Source organism: Streptosporangium sp. NBC_01755, assembly GCF_035917995.1.
In the GTDB taxonomy this organism is placed as follows: Bacteria; Actinomycetota; Actinomycetes; order Streptosporangiales; family Streptosporangiaceae; genus Streptosporangium.
This window is the reverse complement of record NZ_CP109131.1, coordinates 2,740,772-2,767,446: the sequence shown is the minus strand read 5'-3', so window position 1 is coordinate 2,767,446 and position 26,675 is coordinate 2,740,772. Positions and strand designations below refer to the sequence as shown.

The 26,675-nt window shown below is 66.9% G+C and carries 17 protein-coding genes; 7 read left to right on the top strand and 10 right to left on the bottom strand.

Annotated elements, in window-relative coordinates; translation table 11 throughout:
* Positions 1 to 227 precede the first annotated feature (227 nt).
* The 3 genes from OG884_RS12625 to OG884_RS12615 form a co-directional block, all read right to left on the bottom strand.
* Positions 228 to 1,073 carry a hypothetical protein gene (locus tag OG884_RS12625; RefSeq protein WP_326645260.1) on the bottom strand — a complete coding sequence of 282 codons (846 nt, stop codon included), beginning with the start codon at positions 1,071 to 1,073 and terminating at the stop codon, positions 228 to 230.
* A 185-nt stretch (positions 1,074 to 1,258) separates the two neighbouring features.
* Positions 1,259 to 2,665, bottom strand: coding sequence for an IS1380 family transposase (locus OG884_RS12620; protein WP_326645258.1), 1,407 nt, complete (start codon positions 2,663 to 2,665; stop codon positions 1,259 to 1,261).
* Between the two features lie 519 nt (positions 2,666 to 3,184).
* Complete coding sequence (locus OG884_RS12615; protein WP_326645256.1) at positions 3,185 to 4,054, bottom strand: DUF1932 domain-containing protein; 870 nt, start codon at positions 4,052 to 4,054, stop codon at positions 3,185 to 3,187.
* Positions 4,055 to 4,493: 439 nt separating this feature from the next.
* On the opposite strand from OG884_RS12615, the gene OG884_RS12610 reads away from it, so the two are divergent.
* Complete coding sequence (locus OG884_RS12610; RefSeq protein ID WP_326645254.1) at positions 4,494 to 6,098, top strand: 3'-5' exonuclease; 1,605 nt, start codon at positions 4,494 to 4,496, stop codon at positions 6,096 to 6,098.
* A gap of 168 nt (positions 6,099 to 6,266) precedes the next feature.
* Here the strand turns inward: OG884_RS12610 and OG884_RS12605 are convergent, their stop codons facing one another.
* The 5 genes from OG884_RS12605 to OG884_RS12585 all read right to left on the bottom strand — a co-directional run bounded on the left by OG884_RS12605 (position 6,267) and on the right by OG884_RS12585 (position 12,796).
* The gene (locus OG884_RS12605) at positions 6,267 to 7,364 is read right to left on the bottom strand and encodes a hypothetical protein (protein WP_326645252.1); all 1,098 of its coding nucleotides are present in this window, start codon (positions 7,362 to 7,364) and stop codon (positions 6,267 to 6,269) included.
* 4 nt (positions 7,365 to 7,368) lie between these two features.
* Positions 7,369 to 9,414, bottom strand: a complete 2,046-nt coding sequence (fxlM, locus tag OG884_RS12600; protein ID WP_326645250.1) for a methyltransferase, FxLD system — start codon at positions 9,412 to 9,414, stop codon at positions 7,369 to 7,371.
* A gap of 17 nt (positions 9,415 to 9,431) precedes the next feature.
* On the bottom strand, positions 9,432 to 10,502 hold the full coding sequence (locus OG884_RS12595; RefSeq protein WP_326645248.1) for a lanthionine synthetase C family protein: 1,071 nt from the start codon (positions 10,500 to 10,502) through the stop codon (positions 9,432 to 9,434).
* Positions 10,499 to 12,529, bottom strand: coding sequence for a lantibiotic dehydratase family protein (locus OG884_RS12590; RefSeq protein ID WP_326645246.1), 2,031 nt, complete (start codon positions 12,527 to 12,529; stop codon positions 10,499 to 10,501). Before OG884_RS12590 ends, OG884_RS12595 begins: the two co-directional genes overlap by 4 nt.
* Before the next feature lie 84 nt (positions 12,530 to 12,613).
* Positions 12,614 to 12,796 (bottom strand): FxLD family lanthipeptide, encoded by a 183-nt coding sequence (locus OG884_RS12585; RefSeq protein ID WP_326645245.1) that lies wholly within the window; start codon positions 12,794 to 12,796, stop codon positions 12,614 to 12,616.
* A 271-nt stretch (positions 12,797 to 13,067) separates the two neighbouring features.
* On the opposite strand from OG884_RS12585, the gene OG884_RS12580 reads away from it, so the two are divergent.
* The 6 genes from OG884_RS12580 (at position 13,068) to OG884_RS12555 (ending at position 17,814) form a co-directional block, all read left to right on the top strand.
* A complete protein-coding gene (locus tag OG884_RS12580; protein ID WP_326645244.1) occupies positions 13,068 to 14,528 on the top strand; it encodes a helix-turn-helix transcriptional regulator in 1,461 nt (486 codons plus the stop codon).
* Positions 14,529 to 14,538: 10 nt separating this feature from the next.
* A complete protein-coding gene (locus OG884_RS12575) occupies positions 14,539 to 15,105 on the top strand; it encodes a GNAT family N-acetyltransferase (RefSeq protein WP_326645243.1) in 567 nt (188 codons plus the stop codon).
* Between the two features lie 254 nt (positions 15,106 to 15,359).
* Positions 15,360 to 15,860, top strand: a complete 501-nt coding sequence (locus OG884_RS12570) for a DUF6879 family protein (RefSeq protein ID WP_326646910.1) — start codon at positions 15,360 to 15,362, stop codon at positions 15,858 to 15,860.
* Between the two features lie 15 nt (positions 15,861 to 15,875).
* Positions 15,876 to 16,604, top strand: a complete 729-nt coding sequence (locus tag OG884_RS12565; RefSeq protein WP_326645242.1) for a Scr1 family TA system antitoxin-like transcriptional regulator — start codon at positions 15,876 to 15,878, stop codon at positions 16,602 to 16,604.
* A 95-nt stretch (positions 16,605 to 16,699) separates the two neighbouring features.
* Positions 16,700 to 17,170, top strand: coding sequence for a glycine-rich domain-containing protein (locus tag OG884_RS12560; protein WP_326645241.1), 471 nt, complete (start codon positions 16,700 to 16,702; stop codon positions 17,168 to 17,170).
* A gap of 2 nt (positions 17,171 to 17,172) precedes the next feature.
* Positions 17,173 to 17,814: a hypothetical protein gene (locus tag OG884_RS12555; protein WP_326645239.1), complete on the top strand. Its 642-nt coding sequence runs from the start codon at positions 17,173 to 17,175 to the stop codon at positions 17,812 to 17,814.
* A 194-nt stretch (positions 17,815 to 18,008) separates the two neighbouring features.
* On the opposite strand, the gene OG884_RS12550 is transcribed toward OG884_RS12555, so the two are convergent.
* Both OG884_RS12550 and OG884_RS12545 read right to left on the bottom strand, forming a co-directional pair.
* The gene (locus tag OG884_RS12550; protein WP_326645237.1) at positions 18,009 to 19,133 is read right to left on the bottom strand and encodes a thioester reductase domain-containing protein; all 1,125 of its coding nucleotides are present in this window, start codon (positions 19,131 to 19,133) and stop codon (positions 18,009 to 18,011) included.
* Positions 19,130 to 26,644 (bottom strand): SDR family NAD(P)-dependent oxidoreductase, encoded by a 7,515-nt coding sequence (locus OG884_RS12545; protein ID WP_326645235.1) that lies wholly within the window; start codon positions 26,642 to 26,644, stop codon positions 19,130 to 19,132. The genes OG884_RS12550 and OG884_RS12545 overlap by 4 nt, the downstream gene beginning before the upstream one ends.
* Positions 26,645 to 26,675: the final 31 nt, after the last annotated feature.

Genomic DNA, 26,675 nt, shown 5'->3' with positions numbered 1-26,675 from the left:
CGACGATTAGCGTAGCTTCTCCCTAGCGGTGGTCGAAAGGCTCGGGCATCATGGATTTTAGGGATGTGCTTGTGAGGTAGACGCGGAGAGTATGCCGCTGATTTCTTATGCGATCAGCTAGCGAAAAGGTGAAGTTGAAGATTCCGGAGTGATAGATTCTCGCCTTTTGGTGTATGGGCTCGTCGGCATGATTTACCGTATGGGTTCGGGTCTGTGTATTGTTCTTGCTAATCTTCCCTGGTGGCGCCTATGCGAGAGAACCCTGTCTCTGGTTCTTCGTACACGCAAGATATTCCTACATCATGGAGGAAGTTGATTAGGTCATCGCTCGGGCGATGGGGTAGCAGGAGTGTTAACTTTGGCTTAGGTGTGATATGGCGCTGGTAGTCAAGAAGTTGGCCAACGCTACGCCGTACTGCATCGCGTGTTGCAGTTCCTTTGGCTTCGTATAGCTCGTTCTCTTCCTGGTCGTACAGGTCTGTATAGAGAGGTCGAGTCTCGCCGGCCGGGATAATCTTCCATCGCTGAAAAACGCGACCAAGGTGGGAAACGTACCTAGCGCAGAGCTCGCTTTCCCGACGGACGGCGGTTGTTGCTTTTGCTCCGGGATTTTCAAAGGTTTGTGATACGTGTGCCTCCAAGGGGACGAGCACAGCCTCGGTTGTGAGTCGGATATCTCCGCTGCTGCTCCGATCGGCGTCGCGATATAGTACTTCACTCAATGGGCGGAGTCGGAATACGAAGACTGTACGTAATTCTTTGTTTTGGTCAGGCGCTTCTTCCAGAAAGAATGGTCGCTCTACATCTACTTCGAACTTGCCGATATAGCGATGATTTTTCTGCTTCGTTCCAGGGATTAATCCATCGGCTACGAATAAACGGAGAGCGCGATCCTTTGCGTGATGTTCGAGGATGGCCCGGTTTCCATCCCGCATTTGCTGATCGCCTACACGTCCATCACCCGTGTACAGGAATATTGTGTGATCCTCGTTCCAGCCGTCGAAGTTGTAGCCAAAGGATTTTCCGCGAGCTGGGTCTGAGCCTGGATCCACGGCGTGAATTCTGGTGATCATTCTTCGGTTCGATTCCTTCACCAGGACCGTTTTGCCTGACGGGGGTCTGATTTGGGGTGTGGAGAACCCGCCGTGCGCGGGTCACGGATTGTCCAGGCGTTCACGGGCTCGGGGGCGGGGTTCGTGCGCGAGGGCGCGGGTGACCGTGGAGGTCGAGGGAAGAGTGGTGGCAGGGCGGGGACGGGTCAAGCCGCGCGGATCGGTGGCAGCCGGTGGACGGCTTGGAAGAGGTTCATCCATGCGTGCCGCCAGTGCCAATACCGGGGAAGATGCAGGGTGAGGTGGCCCCGGCCGTGCCGGGCGATGCGGGCGGGCACGCCGATGAGATGGCGGCGCAGGGTGGCGCCGCGCGCCTTGGCGTGAAAGGTTCCGGCCAGGCAGCCGGCCGCGCGCAGCAGGTTGTGGCAGATCGCCGCCAAGGTCAGCCAGGCGGCGTTGGCGGTGAACACGCCCGAGGGCAGGTGCGCTAATGGCCCGTCGATCAAGTCCGCGTTGACCTGCTCGATGACCGCGTGATCACGGTGTTGTTCCTCGGCCTGCCCGAGGGCGTACGGACTGTCGGTGAAGATCGCGTGATAGCGGTAGAGCGGGAACGGTTCCTCTGGCCGGAGCCCGGTCTGCGAGTTGAGCCGTTTGACCCGGCGCACGATCAGCCGGGCGGTGATGGCCTGGCCCTTCTTCGCGGCGAACGCCGTGTAGGCGACCTCCGCGATCTCGGCGTCGGAGATCCAGCCCCCTGCTTGTTCGTCGAAGATGGCGTTGGGGTATTTGATCGCTGTCCAGGCGGTTTCGTCGATCGCCGCGATCGCGGCTTTGATCTTGGGGTCCATTTTGGCGGTGACGGAGAAGCGCACGTCGTTCGTGTGGCAGGCGTTGATCACGCCTGCGGTGTAGAACGCCGAGTCCCCGCGCATCATCAGGGTGGCGCTCGCGCCCGCTGATCGTGCCGCGCCGATCGACTCACGCACGAACCAGGCCGCGCCGCGGGCGGAGTTCGCGCTTCCGCCGCGCAGCCGGGTGCCGGTCACCACCGGGGCGGCCAGCGGTGTGGACAGTGTGGAGGCCAGCACGTTCAGTCCGCGCACCAGCACGCCCTTGCCGCCGATCTTGGTGTGGCCGAACCCCGATCCTTGCTTCTTGTAGCCGTAGGTACGTCGCTGCATCGAGTCCACATCGAGGAAGGCGAGCACGTCCGCGCCGGGCGGCAACGGCGTATGGGCGGCCGGCCGGGCCAGCAGCAGGCGGGCCACTTTCTCGATCTGCCGGACGTTGCCCCAGGCCAGGCACCGCAGGAACGATCCCAGCGTGGACGGTGCGCGGATACCGGTAAACAACGTGTCCATGCCGCCGTGGCGCAGTGCGTCCAGATCATCGATGCTGTCGGCCCCGCAGGCCATCCCGGCTACGATCGAGCCGATCTTCGCCGCCGGGTTCACGCCGTCCCGGCCGGTGGGAGTGACGTGCTCGCCCGCCAGGTCGCTCAGGCCGCACCGCTCGGCCAACCGCATCACCGGCCCCAGCCCGCCGTACGCGACTACACGCTCCTCATCGAAGATCGCATGGGTCTTGGCAGAGTCGTGGAACAATTGCACTTGAGAGGTGTCCTCTCGATCAAGGTGGCGGAAGCCTGAAGAACTCCCATCATCCCAGGTCGGAGGGCACCTCCTCTCATTTCAGGATCTTCAGTTCAGAATCGGCTCGGTGGATCCAGGCTGAGTAAATGAAAACATTCGGAGTCATGCGAGATGGTTCGATGCCGCCGTACTTGGCGCCTCCGTACTTCGTCATGCGCTCTTCGCGACCCATAAGTGAGTCAACAGGGGTATCCCACCCATCGCCGGTCATGTTGGACAAGATAGGGCACCGCGACGACAAAAGAGAGTTTGTCTACATATGTCCGATTCGAGGTGTGAAGCGGACCTTCAAGATCAGCTCGGAGGCTGCTCTACATCTCCGAGCTGAGCTCGACTGAAGGGAAGCACTCGGTTTCCGAACGTGGCCTGGGGCTCTGCACCAAGGCCGACGGGATCGTTCATTGCGTGCCCGTATGGGGTTCAGACGAGTGTGGTGACGCGGGCGGCATCGCCGGTGAGGGTCACAGAAGCCTTAAGTTAACCGACAGAGTCCATGTCGGGGCCGTGGCGATTCAGCGCGTTAAAGATTTCTTCTGAGGTGGGGGAGGCGCCTTTAAAGTCGGCCAGCAGGTCGAACAACGCGGCGGCATGAACCACCAGTTCGGACGGAAGCCCGCTGTCGTGGAGTTCTTCGGCGGCCTCGCGTAGTTCGTCACCCCATCGCCAGCTTCGGCTGGCCACGCTGGGGAATTGCTCGGGATTGGAGGCCGGATGAGACCACCGGCTCATCTCCTCGGCCAGTTCGGAGGACAGCCCATGTTCCTGGGCCAGCGCGTGCCCAAGCAGGGCGAGTGCCCGGCCGGCCTTGTGGACTGTGCTGTGGGCTAGTTTCAGTGCTGATGCCTGTCCGAGGTCTTCGCCCAGCACGGTGGTGCGGAGCTCTTGCGCTGTGAACAGCGTGGTGGCGACGTCAACGCCGGAGGTGGGGCCAGAGAGGTAGAGACGGGTGGGCTGAGGCAGGTTTCGCGCTGGAGGCGGACCCATGATGCTGGCATCGACGACCTGTCCGCCACCGGCATGGACGCGGTCGGCGATCGCGCGGAGCGCCTGGGGTCGGATCGCGTTGGCCTCGATCAGCAGCCCATGAAATCCAGCCGTTACCAGATCCATGGCCACGGGGTAGGCGACGGCGGGCTCGACGATGGACAGGGCAATGTCGGCTTCGTTGGCCAGCTGGCGCATCGGTACTGAGATGAGCCCGCCGTCGTGGGCTCGCTGCCGTGTCGCCTCCGAGCGCCCCTCCAGACAGCACAGCAGCCGACGTTCCGGTGCGGTGAGCACTGTGGCGAGTGCCGCGCCCATCCGGCCGGGATGGAGGATTGCGATGGTCAGGGGAGGCTCGGTCACTAGGGCACCATCTTTCTCGCAGGCACCACTACGGTGCTTGGTGAAGGGACTCGGCGGGAGCCGGGGTGACGGTCTAGTTCGGTCGCCGGTGTCGGTGACGAGTTCGCGGGCACGCTCCGCCCGGGCCGGCATCGTGTTGGTCTCCCGAGCAGGCCCAGTATCGCTGTCGGTGTACGGCCTCATATGTGGTTGCGCGTGCGGGATAGCCGCCGGCCACGAACATCCTGGTTGTCGAACACCAAGTGATCTGCAATCAAATGGAGTTTGATAAATGATGTAGTTGGTGACCTTGAGGGCGATATCTGTAGGTTTGACTGAATTCAGTATCTCTTGCCTGAAAATCTGACAGATATAAACGCGTCATTGTGTATGAATAATCTCAGGTGATCTGCTATGTTTGCGAGCTTGGCTATCGCCTGTTTTTCATTGCATGGTCTTCATGGGAGGTAACGACATCTTTGCCTTCGGCCAGCTCACCCGGGCAAACGGAATCGACCCCCGTGGTTTCACCTACGCCGTGATCGATCTGGAGACAACAGGGCTTAACCCCGCGCGAGGCTCGCGGATCTGTGAGGTGGGAATCGTTCGGATGCGCGGGGACGGTGTGGTCCTTGATGAATACTCCACACTCGTCGATCCTGGGATGCGAATCACCAACGACGAGTATCACGGCATCACGAACGCCGACGTCAAAGGTGCCCCGACTTTCGCGCAGGTCGTCGGCGACGTACTTGCTTATATCAGTGGAACGATCGTCGTCGGCCACAACCTGGAATTCGAGGACAAGTTCCTCACAGCCGAGTTCGGTCGCCTCGGGGTCAACCTTCCCACGATCCCCGGCCTGTGCACGCTGGTGATGTCTCGAATGCATCTTGATCGATACGGTTACCGCCTCGACGAGATTGCCAACCTGGTCACCGGTGAGTGGCCCCGTGCCGCACACTCCGCGCTTGGTGACGCTCGAACGTTGGCATTGACTCTGTCGAAGTTCATCTCTGAGGCGCCGCAGCGTCTCGCCTGGGCTGGTGGGTCGCCGGTTCTTCTGCCGCCGTATCCCCGAACCGGATTCATCGCCCCTCGCGCCGCAGGACTGCGAAAGGGCGCGGAGGGTTGGCTGGCCACGCTGACAGCTCGTTTACCCCTCATGGCGCAGTCCCCCATGCCTCGCCCGCAGGGGGTGGCGGAATATCAGGCCATGCTTGGTCACGCGCTCGCCGACGGCCGCATCGTGGGAGAGGAGGCCGGACAGCTCGCGGTGCTCGCGGCGCGGGCGGGCCTGACCCAGACAACCGCGCGTCAAGTACATGAACACTTCCTCGCCACCGTACGCGCCCGAGCCGAGGCAGACGGGATAGTGACCCCAGTTGAACTCAAGGAGCTCCAGCGCGCGGCGAAGGAACTCGCAGCCTCTCACTTGATCAGCGACCTGGAGGAGATCGCCAGGGCCGACCGGGCGAAGAAGAACGGACCCCTCAAGGGGTGGCGCCTTCTGCCGGTAGGGGACGCCTCCGGCGAGGTTATGGACTTCGCGGTCACGAACGGAGCCACGGCCGCGGTCAACGTGACCAAGACCGTTCGTTTGGTGATCGCTGCCGATGCGGCTGACGATCCGCGTGTGATGAAGGCGCTGGCCGAGGGAATCCGGGTGGTCACTCCAGAACAGGCGCTGGAGATTCTGCAGGCTGAGATCAGTGCCAAGCGTGGGGGGCTGTTCGCCAACTCCGAGGGACAGGTGCTGTCGGAGCAGTTGGCAGCCGAACGTGAGCAGCAGGCCCGAGCAGGACGTCCAGAATGGCATGAGGCTTGGCGTCGACGGGAGCTGAGCCCCGCCGATTACAGGAAGGAGTTCGTCGACCGCCATACCGAGTGGGACAGGCCGAGGGGTGAGCGTGTCGTTCACGTATCCGTGCAGCCGCAGTCCTCTCCTCGTGCCCAACGAGTAAACAAGACGGCGGCTAAGCAGAGTGGCTGCGCAAGCGTCCTGCTTGTCATCGGAGGAGTCGGTGCGGTACTTGCCGAAGTCCTGCGTCAGATCATCATCTAAATGGTGCGGCTTCCGGCCAGAGGCGTGATTGAGACTCACGGGGCCACATGAAAGCCGTCACGGTCATTCACCACCGTTCACAGGGTCGATCGGTTGGTCAGTGGTCGCGGCCCACGCGGTACCGGGTCCAGATGAGTGCGGTGATGCGGGCGCCATAGTCGGTGAGGGTCACAGAAGCCTGCGGAGTGCCACGTCGGCCTCATCCACGGCTGTGGTGAGAACGTGCATGTGGGTAGGTGAGAGCTTTCCGGCACCGAGCCCTGACGCGGTGAGCACGTCGTTGAGTTTCTGTCGTTGCTCACTGGTCAGGCGGGAACGCGCCAGGTGGTGGTTTAGGACGTCGCGGGCGGCGTAGGCATCGAGTATGGCCACGTCGACGATGGCGTCCTGCAAGAGGGCGGGGCAGGGGCCGGTTCGGTCGCGGGTCAGGTCAAGGGTGACCAGTCCGAGTCGGACCTGGAACGCCGCGGTCGCGGGGTCGGGCGGAGTGATCAGCGTGAGTGCCTCCCGCAGAACAAGCTCCAGCTCGGGCTGTGGCGTTGGTGACGTCGCGGGACGGCAGTAGATGCGCAGGAGGGCCGCGATGGCGTTCTCCCATGGTTCTGTGGGGGCGGTGGACTCGATTGCGGCGCGAGCCTGCTGGCTGAGGCCGCGTTCCATCAGTGACATGATCATGATTTGGCGGCCATCGAGGAGGCGATTGCCGATACCGCGGTGCGCGGCCATGGTTTCAGCGGCCTCGGTCCAGCGGCCGATTCGTGCCAGGGCTCTGGCGCCGTCGATAAGCATGGTGACCCACAGCTCCTCGCACACCTTCCGGTGGTCCGCCTCCGTGCCAAGCAAGGCCGATAGGTCGACATTGTGGCTGCGGATCTCGGCTGTACCGCGCTGCTGGGCAGCGCGGTACAGCCGCCTGAGTACGTCGTAGGCACCTTCGCCATCGCCTTCGCGGATCAGTAACCGGGCGATGTTCACCAGTGGCATGAGTGCCATCACGGCGATGTCTCCTGTGAGGCTTCCCGCTTTGGCGAAGGCCCGATGCTGCCTCCAGCACAGCTGCGCAGCCAGGTCGGGCATTCCGACGTCGGAGGCGATCAGCGCGGCGTAGTTGAGGACCCCGCTGGCGCGGGCCACCAGATCGTGCTGGCTCGCACCGGTGGGCTCGACGGTCAACTCGGTGAGGTGGGCGATGCGGTCGGCTAGGGGTAACCCGGCCGCCTTGGGACGGCGGACCAGCGGGATACGGCTGGCTATCGGGGGGATCATCGGCTCAGCTCCTGCGCGGCCAGTCGATGACGAGACGGCTGTTGGGCTTGTCGATGATGAACTGCGGGTCGTCGAAGGCCGTCAGGTGGTCGCGGGCGTCGCCGACGGCCATGCGGAAGCTCGGCTGGGGTCCGTTGTGGCCCCAGCCCTGATGCCAGTCGATGATCCCGGTGGCGACCTGGTCGGCGAGGGAGGCGCCGCGTGGGCCATGGCCGATGACGCCGAGTTCCCAGAACCTGCTCTGCTCGTCCTTACCTTCGCGGATGGTCAAGTACGCCAGGCTGTCGCCGTCGAGCGCGGCCATCGATCCCCATGCGAAGTGGGGGGTGAAGCCGGGGCGGGAGCCGGGCATGCGGGACAGGCCGCCTGGCAGGACCGCGGCGAGGTATAGGTACACCCACTCGAAGGGGTTGCCCTGTCGGAAGTTCACCCCAGTGAAGATCTTGGTGGAGGGTTGGTCGAGGACGGTGCGGATCGCGTCGCGGTCGACGTCCTGTTCGCTGAAGGTCTCCAGGTGGACGTTCCCTTCGCCGGCCATGGGGACGCGGGTGTAGATGTCGTCGCAGACGCCCTTGCGGAGGGGGACGAACGTCGCCATCTCACACGAGACGGTTCTCCAAGTGTCGCCGTCGCGTTCGAAGGCGAAGCTGCGGGAGATGCTGCCGCGGATCCTCATCGGGAGGACCAGCCGTCCGCCGGGGGCGAGCTGGTCGAGGATCGGCAGGGGAATGTCACCGGTGCCGACGGTGAACTGGATGCGGTCGAACGGGGCGTGCGCCGGAAGGCCGGCCGCGCCGTCGCCAAGGATGCAGGTGACGTTCGAGGCGCCGACGTTCGCGAGGTTCTTCTGGGCGCGGTCCACGAGGTCGGAGTCAACGTCGACAGTCCATACGTGGCCCTGGGGGGCGACGAGCCGGGAGAGGAGAGCGGCGTTGTAGCCGGTGGCGGCTCCGGCTTCCAGGACCTTGTGGCCGGGCCTGGCGTCCAGCTGCTCCAGCTGGAGGGCCACGATGGAGGGCGCGGAAATGCAGGAGATCATTTCGCCGGTTGCGTCGTGCTTAATGGGCACGGCGTCTTCGGCGTACGCCCCCTGCGGGGCGACGTCTGGGAGGAAACGGTGCCGTTCAACGGCCCGGAACGCGGTGATGACGTCAGGGGTGTGCAGGTGGCCGCCTTCGATGAGGCGGGTCACGTACGCCTCTCGCAGATCGGCGGGGTCGGTGGTGGTCATGGCGGTCTCCATTCGGGTGAGGTTAGGGTTCGGTGGGGTGGAGCGACGGGTGGACACGTCGACGGATGCCCATTCGGTGAAGGCGGCTTGACTGCCAAGCCATGCGGTCGCGGCTTGTTGGTCGACAGGGATCCCGGCCCGATTGAACGCAAAGATCGCGTGGTGGGTGAGTACGGCGCGCAGGCCCCGCGTCAGCCGTCCTTCGGTGGTCAGCCGCCGGAGCCGTAGTCCGGCTTCCTCGAACGCGGTCACGCGTTCCGTCCAGTCTGGCTCGGCGTCCGGCTTTTGGGCGGCGTCGGCGTTCATCAGACGCCGCATCGCGCTGATCGCCCGGTCGAGGGACGGGCCGGTGGGCGGGGTGACGGGTGGCCGCAGGTCGCCGAGTTTCGCCCAGACGTCGCCGATCTCGAACGGGTCCATGCCTGCCGTGCGGTTCATCGTCGACAGCAGTAGGACGCAGCGTTCCCGGGCGTTCGGGCTGCCGGTTTCGGCCAGAGCGGCGGGGCTGTCGGCGCAGAACACGTCATGGGCGACCGCCATCCCCTCGGGGCCGCCGAAGGCGTGAACCTCGGGCTCGTAGATTCCGCCGACCCAGTCGGCCACGATGTGGTCGGCGGCGAGCTGGTCGAGCAGGTCCGCCATGGGCTGCTCGGTGCGGAGGCGGAGGCCGCTGTCCTTGCGGAGGAAGTGGAAGCGGTGTCCGGACAGCGCTTCCGACAACGCCCGGGCTGCGTCCGGCGTTATGCCGGCGTCGGGGAATGAGACGTTGGCGTGCCACCAGCTCGTGTGGGTGGTGATCGGGAGGTGCTCGTCGTCCACGTAGGGCTCCTTATCGTTTAGGCGATCAGGAGGGCTCTGGCCCAGCCGGTCGTGTTCGTGCCGGCCAACGCCAGATGCGCGCCGGCGCGGCCTTCCATGAATCCGGGCTTCGGCAGCCGGTCCAGGTCGGCGGCCAGGTGTCCGGCGAGTTCTTCGATGAGCGGTGCGAACCGGTCCGGTGCGGGGCTGTCGCCGGCTACGGCGCGGACGACGGACAGCAGACCGGCCAAGCCGTGGCACAACGTGGCGTCGGTGATTCGGCCGAGACATGCCGGGTTGGTCAGCGTGCCCATGACGGTGTTCTCCGCGTCGTGTTGGCGGGCGGGGTCGTGGAGGGCGAGCGCGGCCAGTTGCTGGACGCGAGCGATGCCGAGTCGGCCGTAGCACCAGGACGGTCGTGCGGGCAGCGGCTCAGGAGGGTCGGCCGTGGTCAGCTCGCCGAGGGTGATCCAGTAGCGGCAGCCGTACCTGTCCAGCCAGCATGCGAACATCTCGATCGCGTCGCGCTGCCCCGGCACCTGGACACCGCGGCAGGTGGCGAGGGACAGGACCGCCAGAGGGCCGGCGATGCCGTGCGCGACACCGTTGTTCCCGTGGCCCCCGGGCATCTCCCCATGCCCGGGGCCGTCCATCGACCACCACCCGGGCAGAGCCCTGCCAGCAACGTCGACCGGCCGGGACAGGGAGACGAGGTAGTCCAGCACCTCCTCCAGCAGCGGCGAGGCATCGCCGCGGGTCAGCAGCAGCGCGGCCAGTCCGGTCAAGCCCCGGACAAGGTCGAACTCCGCCAGATGCGGCAGCGCCCCGGAAGCCTGCCGCCGCCGCGCCGCGGCCAGCCGGGCGGCCACTACCCGGTCGACGGTGTCCCGGACATCGCGGCCGACGCGGCCAGCACGGCTGAGCACGAACTCCAGCGCCGGGGCACCGTGGAACAGCGACGCGTTGTCTCCGGCGCTGACGCCACCCGCGACCGCCTGCGCCAGGCTGGTCCGGGCGGAGGCGAGATCGCCGCGCTCAATGTGCAGCAGCGCCACCCCAAGGGCGCCCTCGGACAGGTCTTGGGTCCGAGGAGTTTCCGTCGCCGTCATGAGCGTGCTCTCAGCGGGATGACGAGGCTATGGGCCCGCCCGCCGATCCAGCCGTCGGCGTCCGGCGGAGGCGCGTCGTGCAGGACCGCGACACCGGTACGGCTGGCGGCAAGGTGGGCGCGCAGCAGATCCAGGTGCATGTCCTCGCATAGATCGAGCGGCAGGTGCTGGTCGTCCTCGGCCAGGAGCACACGGTCCGGCATCCTGAACCGGCTCATCCAGGCGTGCAGCCGGTCGGCCCACTCGTCCAATGTGGCGGTGCGGCCGGGCAGGTCCCGGGCTCTGACCTTCCAGCGTGCGGCGGTCAGGATCGACCGCCGGTAGGTCAGCGTGGGGAGGAACGGAAGGATCCAGGCGGCGCCCCAGTCGAACCATGTCACCTGGGCGGTGTGGGCGCGGCTGATCTCGGCCAGGAACCGGGCCAGGGGCGGCGTGTAGTTGTTCCACACGAAGTTGAGCGCGGTCGGCGCGAGCAGCTCCAGATGCGCGCCGGTGGCTGCCTCGGCCAGATAGAAACGGCCGTCGCGGACTCCGACAGCCAGGTCAGACGGGACCAGCACGCCCTTGTCTGAGTGCCGGAACTCGCCGACGCTGACCAGCCGGGGCAGCACTTGCGGGGCGCGGGTGAGCAGGTCGGCGTGGACGCGGCCGGCGTGGAAGGACAACTGCGCCGGCTCGGCGCCAGGCTCGACCGTGGGCAGACCGGCGTACGCGGTGCCGGTGCGGGGGAATAGGTGCCAGAACCGGCCCGTCATCGCACCGGCAGCCCGGGAGACGGTGACCACCCGGAGACGGAAGTCTCCGCGGTCCAGAGCCCGAGTTGAGGCCGCTTGGAGTTGCACGCACAGTTCGAGGTGGGGCGGGGTGACGGCAGGCTGCCCCGTAGCTTCCAGGCGTTCGATCATCTCCTCGGACAGAGCCACGGACCGGCTGCGCTCGACAGCCGCGGTGCCGGCTATCTCCAGCAGGAGCCGGTCTCGCAGGACCATCAGGCGGGGAGGCTCGGCTAGTCGGCCGAATCCTTCAGGGAGGCCCAGACCCTCGTCGGGGTCGATGACGAGGTGCAGCGGCACCTCGGCGCCGTCGCTGTAGCGGTCGGTGAACCGGTCGGCGTAGCGGCGCCATGCCGGCGTTCCCGCCGGATGCATGGCGAGCCGGGTCAAGACTGTGGCGGCTGTCTCCGCCTCCGTGAGCACCGCTTCCGACAGCCGCACTGTGGCGTCCAGCCGCAGATCCGCCGCCGAGTTGGTGCGGGTAGCCGTCCGCAGTGCGGCCGGCAGCGGGTCGGCTGGATCGACGACGGTGGCGGGAGCGCGCAGCGACGACCGCAGCAGCCGCACCCGCAGCAACTCGGCTAGCAGACCGGCCCGGTGGTGTTCGTCGGTGCCTGGGAACTCGGCGGCGAGCTTGTCGGCCAGCTCCGAGCACCGGATCGGCGATCGAGCCGCGTCGAGCACCAGCATGATCGCGGGCGTCAGCGCGAGGGAGAACTCCGAAGCTCCCTCAGACGGGACGTGGAGTCGGCCACCCTGCCGACGTGCCAGGTTGTTGACGCAGACCTCGACGTCGGCCATCAGTTGTCCGTCCGCTTCCCAGTCCGTGATCGCCGCGTCCAGCTCCACGGGGTTGGGGCGGGTGATGGCCTGGTGCTGGTCTCCGAAGCGCACCTCGGTCCCGCAGCCCAGCTCGACCAGCGTTACACCAGCGAACAGACCGAACGGGGTGGACCGGCGGGTGTACCTGATCGCGTACCGGGCGGTTGCCAGGGCTGCCCGGCGTACCCGACGCGCCTTCACCGAGCGCCCGTCAAGGACCGCCTGGATCTGACGGGCAAGGTCTGGGCTGGCGATGGATACCGCCTCCTGGAAGACATTGTCGGTCCACACCGACTCCAGCCATGAACGCCAGCGTTCGACCGGCGCCGCAGGCCCCGGCCAGGGCGGCATGCCCGGCCCGGCGAGGTTCACTGCGGCGCGCAGCATCGTGCCGCCGGCATCTCGGTACAGGCTGCGCCGCAAGCGCGTCATCGTCACACCTCCGTTCTCGGCAGAAAAAAAGGGGGGTGCGGGCCGGAGGAGAGCCAGCCCTCCGGCCTGCGGGTCAGGCTGCCTCTATGAGGTGGGACAGGCGCTCGGGCACGAGGTTCCGCAGTTGTCGCCGGTGCTGCACATCAGCACCGTGTCGGTCGCCGGCGTGTTCTCGATGAAGGCGATGTCGAGCTGGAACGGGTCGTCGGCGTCGTCGGTGTCGGGCTGGCGCGGTTCGGCACTCCGCGCGATGGTCTGCGTGTTCATCTGTGCTCCTGATCCTTGACGCTAAGAACTGGAGTCAGTAAACGCTCTCGGTAGTCAGTCGGTCACCCATCGTGTCGACATGCTTTCTATGCGTGCGAACGCTCGCCTGACCTGCGGCTTCAAGACTCGATGGCCCATATTCATGCCACCAGCAAGATCCATGTCTGATTTGTGCAGTTGCCCAATCTGGGCCCCTGCTGCAACCTGCCCTCAGAGCCTCATTCCAGGGAGCCCCGTGGTGAGTGCATGGAGCAAGAAGGACATCAACCGATTGCGCACCGAGATGAGCCACCAAGGCCGCGGGGTGGAAGAGATCGCCGAGGAGATCCGCCTCGTATGCGGAGGCTCGCGCTTGGCGGCATTTCGCATGGCGCTCGGCCTGAGCCAACCCGAGGTGGTGGACCGGTACCGGCAGCAAACCCCAACGTCGATCATCGACCAGCCGCTGCTGTCGAGACTGGAGATGTTCCCCGCCGCCGGATCCCGGGCGCCGCAAGCCACGCAGATCATCGCGTTGGCCAGCCTTTACGGGACCACCCCGTTGCGGCTGCTGGACCCGGTGGCTCTCAACCGGCTGGACCCATTGGAGCGGGACGTCCTGATCCGATGCAACAGCGGTTTCACCTCTTCGACCACCTCGGCCGGAGAAGTCTCGTCATCGACGCCCGCACGAGTGCGGTCGCTGGTTCAAGCACCGGCATCCGACAGTCTGCAAGGAGAGGTGGAAATGGCCGCACGTAAAGCTCTGCGGTTCACTGTCGCTGCGGAGGGCAGCAACATCGGACCCGAGACGCTGGACCAGCTACGCGCGGAGGTCACCCGCCTCACGCTGGCCTACCAACAACAGCCCCTGACGACCCTGATGGGTGACCTAATCGGCCTGCAGGACGTCACATTCCGGCTGCTCGAAGGCCGGCAGCGGCCCGCCGAAGCCACCGAAATGTACCTCTTCGCCGGCGTCATCTCCGGCATGCTCGCCAAAGCCTCCCATGACCTTGGCGATCCTCACTCGGCCATGACCCAGGCCCGCACCGCCTCCGTGTGCGCCGACAACGCCGGCCACGATGGACTGCGCGTGTGGACATACGGCCTGAAGTCGCTGATCGCTTACTGGGCCGGTTGGCCGCACGAAGCTGCCCGCTACGTCCAGGTCGGCGCCGAGGTCGCCGCCCGGACCCGGGGTACGGGCTCGGTGTGGCTGCTCGCCCAGGAAGCCCGGGTGTGGGCCGTGCTGGGCGACGGCCAGCGGGCGGTGGCCGCCATCGAATGCGCCAACGACGCCCGCGAACAGGTCGAGCCGGACGACCTGGACTCCCTCGGCGGCATCATGACGTTCCCGCTCGCCCGCCAGCTCTACTACGCCGCCGACGCCCGTGTGTGGATACCGGGACAGGAGTCGGCAGCCGACCGCGTCGCCGGTGAGGCGGTCACCGCCTACAGCAACGCCGCTCCCGAGGAACGCTCCTACGGCGACGAGGCGGGCGCCGGCGCTGACCAGGCGTTGGCCAGGGTCAACATGGGGGACCTGGAAGGGGCCGCCGAGGTACTGAGACCAGTGCTGGAGCTGCCCGTTGATCAGCGCATCGGCGGCGTTGTCGCCAGCACGATGCGTGTGCACGCCGCGCTGCGCGCCCCCAGCTACCAAGGTGCGGCTGTGGCGCGGAACCTGCAGCAGCAGATCGAGGTCTACGGGCAGACATCGGCTGGCGCCGCGCTTCTCCGGGGTCGTTAGTCTCGGCAGCATGCACCCCGTCACGCTCACCTCTGCGCGCGTTGGCCTGCGCGAATTCACCCCCGACGACACGGATGGACTTGCCGCCATCTACGGCGATCCGGCGGTCGTTGAGCATATGAGTTTCGAGCCGCGCACCCACACGCAGGTGCGGGCCACGATCTCCACCGTGACGGAAGCCGCCCTGGCCGTACCGCGAACCGAGTACTCCCTCGCCGCAGTACGGCCAGGCGGAGACCTGATCGCCTTCGCTCGGCTGGCCATCGACACCCAGCACCCAGGTCAGAGCAGCGGGCAGATCGGGTTCGCTCTACGCGCTGACCAGTGGGGCCAGGGCCTCGGTGGGGACGTTGTACGACTTTTGCTCCGTCTCGGCTTCGGCGAGCTTGGCCTCTACCGTGTGTGGGGAGCACGTAGTCCCGCCAACGATGCCTCGGCCCGGCTGATGACCAAGGTCGGCATGATCGAGGAAGGCCGCATCCGCGGGCACATCAGGGTCGGTGATCAGTGGCGGGACTCAATCGTGCATTCCATCCTGGCGCCCGAATGGCGTGAGCTGGAGACCGACAAACGGTAGGGAACCGACCGAGATTTTCGCGCCCTGCCTGCGCTGGAGCGGCGAAGTGGACGGGGGGATCGTGCTACTGCACGAGTACGTCGACGCCGGGACGCGGATCTGTCGCCCGGGACGGGAGAACGTACGTCATCCAGGGGTTCACGGTGACCGACCCCGACGCGCTGACCGTGATCGGGCCATCCCCGACGACGAGCTCGTCTTGCGGGTTCCCCGCAGGCTGATGGATCATCTGCCCAAGGAGGCTCGTGGACCTGATGACGTATGAGGAGTTCCAGACCTGCTTCCGCGATGCGAAGCGGGCGTGGCACCTGGAGCTGAAGGACACCTACCAGGTCGCCCAGGAGGACGAGCCGCTGCGGAAGTGGCTGGCCGGAGCGTACGACGACCTGGCCTGGCGGCTGCCTTGGCAGCGGTTCATCCGAGAGGTGACGTCGGCCGGCTGCGAGGTTCAGCGGCTCCGCGTCGTCACCGTGCCGCACACGGACTACACCCGGTGGCTGCTGGCCATCGCCGGTGACAACGTGAAGGCGGGCGAGGACATCCGGTATCTGCCGCGCCACCTCGCGACCGACGTGGACTTCCCCGCCGAGGACTGCTGGCTGTTCGACGACGACCGGCTCGTCCTCAGCGTCTTCCCCGGCGACGGCCGTACCGGCGCCTTTGTCGTCGAGACCGACCCACAGCTGATCGAGCGCTACCGCGCGGCCCGGGATCTCACCTGGTCACGTGGTGTTCCCCACGCCGACTACGTCTGATTTCTGTCACGTCTCGTGCTCCCTCCCACCGACCAGGCCCGCGAAGCCCTGGGCGCACGCCTGCGGGAACTCCGCCGTGACGCGGAGCTGTCCGGCCGTGATCTGGCGGAGCGGGCCGGTTGGCGACCCCCGAAGGTCTCCAAACTGGAGCTGGGCCGGCAGAACGCCACCGAGGCGGACATCCGTACCTGGTGTCGTGTCTGCGGCGCCGAGGACCAGATCCCCGAACTGATCGCCACCGTCCGTACGATCGACGCCCAGTACGTCGAGTGGAAACGTCAGATGCGCGGTGGCCGGCGGCGCGTCCAGAACGCGATCAGGAACGAGGACCTGGAAGCCGCGGTCGGTGCCCGGCTCGGTCGGCAGGCGGTTCTGCGGATGGGGGATCGGCGTTTCCACATCATCATGGCGCAGCAGGCCCTCGACACCTGGGTGGGCAGTCCGGAGGTGATGCGCGGCCAGCTCGCGCACGTCCGCGCCGAGATGGAGGCGCTTCCGCTGCGCCTGCACGTTGGCGTCATCCCCCGGCACGCCGACATCGAGCTCGGCCCGCACGCCGGATACTGGATCTTCGACTCGCGGATCGTCATGACGGAGACCGTCACGGCCGGGCTGAACGTGACCCAGCCTCGGGAGATCGCGCTGTACGAACGGCACTTCGCCGGTTTGGACCGTCTCGCCGTGTATGGGGAGCGCGCGCACGAGCTGATCGGCCGTGCCCTGCACGAGATTGAAGAAATCTGAAGACATTCCGTTGAGCCGTATGGCATGCCGTCCCTAGCGTCGAAGCAGGTTCACTCCGGATCGACAGCATTCGGATACCCCGCATGGAGGCTGCAATGGCTTCTGCCACAACGGTTCGGCTCACCGACGATGAGCTGACACATCCTCGTACCCTCATCCCCGAGAGGCTGTTCGGGTTTCTGACCGACCGCATCGCCCGTGAGGAGGACATCCCTCCGGAGGACGCCGCGTGCGTCATGGAGCAGGCCCTGGCGTTCCTGGTCGCCTGCGCGCTTAACCCGGACGCGCGTCTGTCCCCTTCCAAGCAGGTGGACATCGGCTGGCACGCCTTCCTGGCGTACACCCGCGAGTACCAGGAGTTCTGCGCCAAGGTCGCCGACAGGTTCATTCATCACGCGCCCGTCGATACTCCCGAGGACACGATCTCCGACCCTCTAGCCGCGATCGGGACTACCGTCGAGGCCATGCGAGCCGCGGGCTTGTCGGTTGTCCCCGAGTTGTGGATCCCCGCCAGTGAATGCAGCCAGTGCTACGCGGGCTGCGCCGACGACCCGAGAGAGAGCTGACCGTGAGACCACAGTGGGACGACCTCCCCAACAACGTGCGTCACACCGTCGAGCAACAGATCGGCCAGGTGCTCAAGGCCGAACCGGTGACCAAGGGACTCATGCCCGGCCTCGCCGCCCGGCTGCACACCGAAGACGGCGGGGCTGTCTTCCTCAAGGCCGTCTCTACCGCCAGTCCGGCCGCGACCCTGTACGAGCGGGAACGACAAGCCGGCGCCGTACTGCCGCCCGGCCTGCCCACGCCCCGCCTGCGATGGAGCGGCGAGGTGGAGGAATGGATCGTGCTGCTGCACGAGTACGTCGACGGCCGGGACGCCGACCTGTCACCTGGCTCGCCGGATGTGCCGCTCGTGCTGGACACCCTGGTCGTCCTGAACGAGGCGCTCACCCCACACCCCGGAACAGACCGAGGCGCTGCCGGCCCGCGTACCGGCCTGGCGGTCCGCACCCGCGGACACGGTCACCGGCCTGGCCGCGCTGTGGACGCTGTTCCGCCTGTACAAGGCATGGTTCGGCCCTGCGGAAGGACGCGATTTCCGAGCGCGGGCCGCCGAGGCCGGGCGAGCATGGGTGCGCCATCGCTCCCGCTGAATCAGCGGATTCGAGTCTCGGCGAGTCTGAGCGTCGGAAATATCTCCCGGTAGGCTGCCGCGATGAACCGTACTCAGCGTGCCGTCGGTGCTGTTGTGGGCTCGGCGGTAGGTGATGCGCTGGGCGCTCCCTTCGAGTTCGGCCTCGCCGGGGTGTTGATCGCTGTCGATCTCAACAGAACCGCAGGTCAGCGCCATTGGGGTTCATGTCCTGGTGATGCGCTCCGAGCATGAGACAGCGCCTCACGCTAACACCGTTCGTGATCATGTGACGGGAATGTGTTGGTTATTCCATCGAGCATCCGGGTGAAGAACTCGGTGTCCAGGATCATCTCCGGGCCCGTGTCGGTGGATCCGTTGAGTGCCGATCTTGTGAGTGCGGAATTGATCGTGGGCGGCAGGTACCGCGGCTCTGGGACGATCATGTAGGAGATGCCTTCCCAGCAGGCGAGGACGAGTTGGGCCGCGGGCCGTTCGGCGTGTCCGAGGAGGTCTTCCTTCCATTGTGCGGGGGCGCGTTTCGGCAGGTCGTAGCCGTAGGCGCGGGCCTGGTCGAAGACCTGGGCGACGGGTATCGGAGCTGCCTGGTTCGGGTGGTAGACCCGGCCGGGGGCGTCGGGCCGCCGAGAGAGCCGCACGATGTCGGCGGCGATCCGGTCGACCGGTGCGCCGGGTATGGTGCCTGGGCTCTCTGGTGCGGTTCCGACTTCGATGGCGGCTCTGACCAGCCGTGTCCAGAGGTCGGTTTCGGCGAACTGCCAGTGGCGGCTGCTTCCGAAGATCACACCGGCGCGGTAGATCGTGGTGGGCAGTCCGGTGGCAGCGGCTCGGCGTATTTCTTCCTCGGCTCGGTACTTCGATTGGCCATAGCCGAGTGTGCCTGCCATCGCGAGGCTCACTTCGGTGTTCTCGTCGACGGTGGGGTAGGACAGCTCGCGGGCGGCCGCGAAGACGACGACTGATGAGATGTGATGCAGGGCTTTTGTTCGGCGATGGCCGGCGAACCGGATGGCTTCCTGGGTCGCGGTGACGTTGCCGGGTATCAGATCTGTGAAGGGGGCGGCGAGATCCACGGTGGCCGCGCAGTGGTATATGCCGTCTACGGTGTCGGCCAGGCGGGTGTACTGCGCTACCGGCAGGCCCATGCGCGGTTCGGTCATGTTGCCGCGTGTGGCCTTGACCCGGTCTAGGTCGAGGCCGGTTTCGGGTCCGTTCAGCCTGGTCAGATGCGCGTGGAGCCGCCGGGTCGCACTGTGGTCGGTGCGGCTTCGGACAATGCAGTGGATCGTGGCCGACGTGGAGCGGAGCAGCTCGAGGCACAGATGTCCGCCCAGGAAGCCCGTTGCGCCGGTCACCAGCACCGTCTCGGTCACATGACGCTCCCCGTGGCGGTAGGCAGCCTCTTGCTCAGCCGGGTCAGTACCTGTTTGGCCAGGTCGGTGGCGCTGGCGGCGGGACCGATGGCCATGACGGGGATGTCGCAGCCGAGGCTCCGCCAGATCGCTCCTTGCAGCTCCGCCCTCATCAGCGAGTCGATTCCAAGTTCGTTGAGCGGGCGGCTCGCGGCGACGTCCTGAGGCGCGGCTTGCAGCACCTCGGCGAGCAGCCGGGTCACGGTATCGGTGACCAGCGTCTCGGCTTCGGCCGAAGCGGCGTTCATGATCTGCTCGCGCAGGTCTTCCGGTCTGCCGGCAAGGACGGCGGACCGCACAGGGGAGAATCGCGGCGCGTCCAGGGTGGGCAGCAGCGCCCTGGCGTCTTCCCAGTCGACGGCACCGACCAGGGCGACGTCGGTGTCCAGCTCCATAAGCGAGCCCATCACGTCAAGCCCTCTCCCAGGCTCTACCGGGCGAGTCCAGCGCGCCATGACAGCCTCTGCTTCGGCGTTGCGGGCCAGGTAGCCGACGTCTCCGACCGATCCCCAGGCCACCGCGAGACCGGCCTGGCCTCGTGCCCGCCTGGCTCTGACGAGGGCCTCGCCGAAGAGGTTGCCCGCTGCGTATCCGGCTTGCCCGATGTTCCCGACGGCAGCCGTCACCGAGGAGTAGACGACGAACAGATCCAGCGACCTCTCCCGGGTCAGCCGATCGAGCACCAACGCCCCGCTCAACTTCGGTGCGAGCACGGCACGAAGACGCTGCCTGGTGAGTTCGGTCAGCGGTGCGTCATCGAGCACCATCGCGCAGTGCACCACCCCGCCCAGCCGGTGCCCGGTGGCATCGATTTCCGCGACAAGAGTCCGCATCGCCTGCATGTCGGAGACGTCCACCGCGTGGGCCGTCACCGTGACTCCGCGCTGCTCGAGCGACCTCACTGTCTTTCGGGCCTCTGGGCCGTCCAAACCTCGGCGGCCGATCAGCGCGAGGCGGCCGGCGCCCTGCTCGGCGAGCCACTGGGCGGTCCGGGCACCGAAGCCTCCTAGCCCGCCGCTGACCAGATAGACCGCCTCAGGGTCGAGTCCTGCCCGACGCGCCCCGACTGCGGGTGCGGCAGGCTCGAACGTCAAAACGATCTTGCCGATGTGGCGGGATTGCTTCATCAGGTCAAAGGACTCCGCGACCCGGTCGGCGGGGAAGGCACGGTAGGGCAGCGGTTGGTAGGCCCCGGCTTCCACGAGCTCCGCAACCTCGTTGAGACTGCTCTGGGTCACCTCCGGGAGCTGTTGGAGGACCTGCATGAGGTCCACGCTGAGGAAATTGATGTTGCCACTCAACGCGCTCATCGCCAGCCTGGTACCGGCGTGGAAGTCCTGTTTGCCCAGCTCGACGAAACGACCGCGCGGGCGCAGCAGCTCGAGCCCGCGGACCAGCCCTTCGCCTGCGAGCGAGTTCAGCACGACGTCGACGCCCCGCCCGCCGGTGATGGCCATGACCTCGCCCGCGAACCCCAACCCACGTGAATCGAGGACGTGCTCCACCCCGAGCGCCCGCAGCAGGTCGCGCTTGTCCGCCGTACCTGCGGTCGCGATCACTTTGGCCCCCACCAGCCGGGCGTGCTGGAGGGCGGCCAGCCCCACACCTCCGGTGGCACCGTGGAGCAATACCACCTCCCCCTGGCTGAGCATGGTCCTGTCCGCCAGCGCGAGCCGGACGGTGAGGAAGGCCACCGGAAGTGTCGCGGCCGCTGTGTAATCCATCCCGTCCGGGATCCGCGAGACGCAGCGCCGATCGACGACGACCAGGGAGGCCAGAGCGTTCGGGACTCCCGCGAACACCCGGTCACCCGGCCGCAGATCCCGTACGTCCGCACCGACCTCGGTCACGACGCCCGCGCAGTCGAATCCGTAGAGCGACTCGTGGTTCGGACCGCCGGCGGCTTCGTCCGGCAGCCGGCCGAGAGCTCGAAGGACGTTCCGGTAGTTCACGCCCGCGGCCCTCACCTCGACGGTCACCTCGTTCGGCCCCGGCACCCGCGTTGGCGCCGGCTCCCAGTCGAGCCGGTAGGCCGGACCGTGGTTGCGGATCCTGAGCCGACGTGGCTCTCCCGGACGGACGGGCGGGTCGGAAGCGGGTTTGAGCCGAGGGACGAATCGCCCACCCCGGGTCAGGACGACTTCGTCCTCCGGCGAGTCGCCCAGCAACTCTGACACCAGAACCTTCGCGTCCCGTTCCTGGTCGGCGCCTCGGTCGAAGGACACCTTCCGTACGGCGACGTCCGGCTCCTCATTGGCCAGGCATCTCGCCGCGCCCCATAGGGCGGCGTCGCCGGGGAACAGCGGCCGTTCCGGGGCGGGAAACACGCCGGACGGGCGGGTGACGAGCCACACCATCGGCATGCGGCCTGCCGAGGAGCGCTGTGCGATCGCGGCGCACGACCGCAGGGCCTCGGTGGCCGCGGCGACCCGCTGCGCCGATGCGTCAGGATCATCATCGGCCGTTCCATGGCCGCCGCCCAGCAGGAAGACGACATCGGTGCCACCATGTGGCGGGTCTCCGGCACAAGCCGACGCGGTCTGGCCCGCACGTTCAAGCTCTCGCGCCACCACCTCGGCGAATTCCTGGTCGTTCGGCGACTCGGCGAGGACCCACCAGTCCGCGGTACTCGGAGGCGCCGGATTCTCGTGCGCGCGCAGGGGCCGTCTTTGCCTTGCTGCCAGGAACAGCGTGGTGTCGATGCCCACCGGCTCCTCCTCGGCGCGCAACTCCACGGACTCGGTGAAACCGCGCTCGGCGAGCAGGCCGAGCCACGCGTCCGCACCCAGGAGAGGGCCGCCGGGACGTCGTGCGGTGTCGGTGGCCGACCACCAGCCGTCCAGGAGACCGAAGACCAACGCGAGGGGCCCGATGTGGAGGGTCTCGCCCATCAGGAGGAGCCCTCCGTCGTCCAGGAGCGCGGAGACCGCGTCGAGTGTCCTGCCCAGGTCCGCCGTGGCGTGCAGGACGTTCGCGGCGAGCACGAGGTCGAAGCCCGCCTCCGCGAATCCCTGATCTGCGGGATTCCGCTCGAGGTCCAGGAGCTTGTAGTCGACGAAGTCGTAGGGCTTGAAGCGGGCCGCAGCCGCTTTGAGGAACGCCGACGAAAGATCGGTGAACACATAGCTGGTGCGTTCGGGCGGTAGTAAGGGCAGCACAGCGGCCGTCAGGCCTCCCGTACCCGCACCGACCTCCAGGACGCGCAGGGGCCGGTCGGCGGGCCAGAGCCCCACAAGATCGCTGATGATCGTGCGGGCCAGCAGGTTGCACGGGCTGAGCACCGGTCCGCTGTCATAGAAGTGCTCGGCGGTCTGGAGCCCGCCCTGCGGGAACAGCACCTCCGTTGCCTCCCGGCGACCGGTCAGCACGTCGGTCAGGTACCTGCCGCACCGGCCTGCGAGCTGGAGTTCGGCCGAGTACTCGGGGAACTCGCCCAACGCCGCCGTGAACAGCCGGTACGGCTCGGCCCGCCCGGTCGTCCGCCACCGCCCGCTCCCGGCATCCCCGCAGAGCCCTTCGCCCGCCGCCAGAACACACAGCTGCCGGACCAGGCGCGTGTACTTCGGTAGTACCCCGATGGCGGTCAGATCCTCGATGCTCCACTGGCCTGCAGGCACCAGTTCGTGGACCATCGCCATGGTGAAGTGCGCCGCGACCGCCGTGTACGCCTTCATGAACCGCGAGTGCCGCTCGCTGCGGGCGCTCAGACGGTCGCGAAGCTCACGCCGATGCGGCTCGACGACTGCCAGGAGGTCCGCTATCGCCGGTGTGGTGTCTTGGGCGGTTGGGCCTCCGCCGGAAGCCCGCAGTACGGTCACATGGCGGGCCGGCCCCTCCTCACCTGGCATTCGCCGGAATCGGCATCCGCTCAGTTGCATGACGATGTTGCCCGCAGGGTCGGTCAGGGTGAAGTCCGCGATCACATCGCGTGAGCTGTCCTGCGGCCGCAGCCGGGTCTGGATGGATCCCGTAGCGGTCGGCGGGCGCCACAAGCGGACGCGGTCGAAGGAGACCGGGAGGTGAGCGGTGATCTCGACGCCGCTTCCACGCTGGGCAAGAACGGTCAACACGGTCTGCAGAGCCGCGTCGACGATGGCGGGATGCGCCTCATAGCCACCGGTCGGCTCGGTGAATCTGTATTCGGCGTGCGCCGTTTCCCCTGTGATCAGGACGGACTTCAGACTTCGGAACACCGGTCCGTAGTCGAGACCGGCCCGCGCCGCAACGGCGAAGTGCTCATCCGCGCCGACTTCGACCACGTCGTCCAGCGGAGGCCTGGAGCCGAGGGGGACGGGCGGCGCGTCCACCGCCGCACGTACCCGGCACCGGGCATGGACCTGCCACTCGTCGTCGCTTCGGGTGCTGACGCGAACCTGGCCGTCCTGAGTCACGCAGACCTGGATGTCCAGGTCGGGTTCGGCTGCGGACGGCACCGGCAGCGGACGCAGGATCTCCAGCCCGAGCAGTTCCAGCGGGCCGTCGAGGATCCTGCGTCCGGCGGCCAGGGCGAGCTCCACGAATCCCGTCGCCGGCAACAGGTCGGCACCGGCGACTCGGTGCTCGGTCAGCCACGGCACCCGACCGGGGTCAATTGGTGCGTTCCAGGACGGATCGGGTGCCGGGATCCGGGCACCCAGCAGCGGATGTTCAAGGCGGGGAGCCCACCAGTCCGCTTGACCGTTCCAGTGCCGTTCGCGCTGCCATGGATAGGTCGGCAGCTCGGCCACGGATCCGCGTTGCGGGAGGAACGCCTCCCAATCGGCGTCGGCCCCGGCCGCCAGCAGCGCGGCCACGGCTGTGCGGAGCGCGGGTTCTCCCGGCTGTTCCCTTCGGAGCGTGGGCAGGACGGTCAGCCGGGCGCCCTCCTCTCCGGCGCGGCCCTCTCCGGCGCGGCGCAGATAGGTCTGCAGCACCGGGTGCGGGCCGACCTCCAGGAAGATCTGGTAGCCATCCCGCACCAGCAGGTCGACAGCCGGGCCGAACCGGACGGCCTGCCGGACGTTCTGCCACCAATAAGCCGAATCGAGCTCGGCGCCTTCGACTGGCAGACCGGTCACCGTAGACACCAGGGAAATGCCCGGTATCGCGGGCCGTAGGTCCTCAAGAGCCTTGAGGAGCGGGGTTTCCAGCCTGTCCATGGCCCGGCTGTGGAACGCGAACTCGACGTCCAGCCTTCTGAAGAAGACGCCCTTGCGCACCAGTACGGATTCCAGGTGCCTCAGCGCGTCCCGCGACCCGGCGACGGTGACATCCCTGCCACTGTTGATCGCCGCCAGTTCGACCTCGGCGCCGAACGGCTCAAGTTCCTCGGCCGCCTGGGCCGGGGACAGACCGACTGCGGCCATGGCACCCTCACCCATGGTGAGCTGCTGCGTGCGTCCCCGTGCGGCGCACAGCAGCACCGCGTCCTCAAGATCCAGGGCACCGGAGACGCAGGCGGCGGCGATCTCTCCCACGCTGTGCCCGATGACCGCCGCCGGCCGGATGCCTCGCGCTTGCAGCGCCGCGACAAGCCCCATCTGCACCGCGAAGAGCGCCGGCTGCCCGATCTCGGCGGTGTTCAGCCTCGAATGCGATGCGGGCGCGGTCATCTCGGTGACGACCGACCAGCCGACGTGCCGGGACAGGAGCCGGTCTATCCGTTCCACCGTGGACCGGAACGCTTCGTCACCGGCCAGGAGATCGCGCGCCATGCCGGGCCACGGGGTTCCCGCGCCGCCGAACGCGAAGACGACCCGGCCGTCGGTCCTCGCCGAGTCACTCGCGGTCCCGACCGGGTTCTCGTCGTCAACGACCTCTCTGAGCAGCGACGCCGCTTCCGCCGCACCCGCCGCCAACACCGAGATCCGGTGCTCGCGGACACCTCGGCGCCGGGCCAGCGTGTGGCACACATCGTAGAAGCCGCCACTGTCCGTCGAGTCCAGCCGGTCAGCGACCCGCGCCGCCATGTCCTTCGCCGCGGCAGCTGTGCGACCGGAGACCACGACGGGGAGCAGCGGTGCCGGGGTACGGGCGGACACGTCCACGGGCGGTGGCACCGCAAGGACCGCATGAGCGTTCACACCGCCGAACCCGAACGAGCTCACCCCGGCCAGCGGCCGGGAAACCGAGCGGATGGCACGTTCCCGAGTCACCGGTGAGAGCCCGAGGCGGTTCCAATCGATCCCGGGGTTGAGCGGGTCCGCATGGAGGTTCGGGGGGATCACCCCGTGGCGGAGCACCAGGATGGCTTTCAGGAGTCCGGCCATACCGGCAGCGGACTCCAAATGCCCCATATTCGACTTGATCGAGCCGATTGGCAGTGGATTCCCAGGAGACCGCCTGATCCCGATCGCCTGGCCGATCGCCTCGCACTCGACCGGGTCGCCTACCGGAGTGCCGGTACCGTGCGCCTCCCAGTAGACGAGGTCGTCGAGGTCAACCGCGGCACGCGCATAGACGTCCCGTAGCAATGCCGCCTGGCTGCCGACGCCGGGGTGGGTCAGGCCCTCGGTCCGGCCGTCGGTGTTGGTGCCCGTCCTGAGGAGCAGTGCGTGAACACGGTCGCCGTCCGCCCGCGCGTCCGCCAGAGTCTTCAAGACCACCATTCCGGCGCCCTCGCCGCGGACATACCCGTCGGCGTTGGCGGAGAAGGTCTGGCATCTGCCGCGCTTGGACAGCATGGAGGCCTGGGAGAGCCCGACGAACACAGCGGGATCGAGCAGCACGTTGACGCCGCCCGCCAAGGCCACCCTGCATTCCCCGGAACGGATGGCCTGAGCGGCCTCGTGCAGGGCCACGAGCGCCGAGGAGCACGCCGTGTCGATCGCCATGCTCGGACCGTGGAGGTCAAGGAAATACGACACACGATTGGCCGTATTACCGAAAGTCCAACCAGCGACAGAATAGGCGTTGAGACTCGCAGGGTTCCTCCCCTGAAGAACCCCGTAATCACCGTTGAACACCCCAATGAACACTGCGGTATCCGAACCTGCCAGCCGTGCCGGATCGATGCCCGCATCATCGAGGCTCTCCACCGCCAGCTCCAGCATCAGCCGCTGCTGCGGATCGAGCCGATCCGCCTCCCGGGGTGAGATCCCGAAATAGCCAGGATCGAATCCGGCGAGGTCATCGAGGAAAGCCCCGTGGGCGGTGTAGCTCCGGCCGGAGCGCCGGTCCCCCCGATGCACGAACCACGACGGGTCGAACCGGTCGTTGGGCACCTCGGTCACCAGATCGCTGCAAGCCGTCAGCGCACCCCACAGTCCGTCAAGGTCTTCGACCCCACCAGGTAGACGGCACCCCGCACCTACGATGGCCAACGGCTCTTCGGCGGAGGAAACAGTTGCCACGGATTCTCCGATGCTCAACGTGCCTTTTTTTAGGCTAGTACGGCAGTCACTATTCAGGGTTTGACCAGGTCTGATGCGCGGCAGGTCGATGCAATCTTGTGATCGGACGGAGGCGCAACGAGAGCAGCCGCTCGTGATCATGCCTGTGTGACGAGAACAAGATCAGAAGCGG

Excerpts from the sequence above, each read along its gene's own strand:
- OG884_RS12560 (WP_326645241.1), top strand. The coding sequence starts at position 16,700 with ATGGCTTCTGCCACAACGGTTCGGCTCACCGACGATGAGCTGACACAT.
- OG884_RS12590 (WP_326645246.1), bottom strand. The coding sequence starts at position 12,529 with ATGACGCGCTTGCGGCGCAGCCTGTACCGAGATGCCGGCGGCACGATG.
- OG884_RS12605 (WP_326645252.1), bottom strand. The coding sequence starts at position 7,364 with ATGATCCCCCCGATAGCCAGCCGTATCCCGCTGGTCCGCCGTCCCAAG.
- OG884_RS12585 (WP_326645245.1), bottom strand. The coding sequence starts at position 12,796 with ATGAACACGCAGACCATCGCGCGGAGTGCCGAACCGCGCCAGCCCGAC.
- OG884_RS12545 (WP_326645235.1), bottom strand. The coding sequence starts at position 26,644 with ATGATCACGAGCGGCTGCTCTCGTTGCGCCTCCGTCCGATCACAAGAT.
- OG884_RS12570 (WP_326646910.1), top strand. The coding sequence starts at position 15,360 with ATGACGTATGAGGAGTTCCAGACCTGCTTCCGCGATGCGAAGCGGGCG.
- OG884_RS12595 (WP_326645248.1), bottom strand. The coding sequence starts at position 10,502 with ATGACGGCGACGGAAACTCCTCGGACCCAAGACCTGTCCGAGGGCGCC.
- OG884_RS12610 (WP_326645254.1), top strand. The coding sequence starts at position 4,494 with ATGGGAGGTAACGACATCTTTGCCTTCGGCCAGCTCACCCGGGCAAAC.
- OG884_RS12575 (WP_326645243.1), top strand. The coding sequence starts at position 14,539 with ATGCACCCCGTCACGCTCACCTCTGCGCGCGTTGGCCTGCGCGAATTC.
- OG884_RS12625 (WP_326645260.1), bottom strand. The coding sequence starts at position 1,073 with ATGATCACCAGAATTCACGCCGTGGATCCAGGCTCAGACCCAGCTCGC.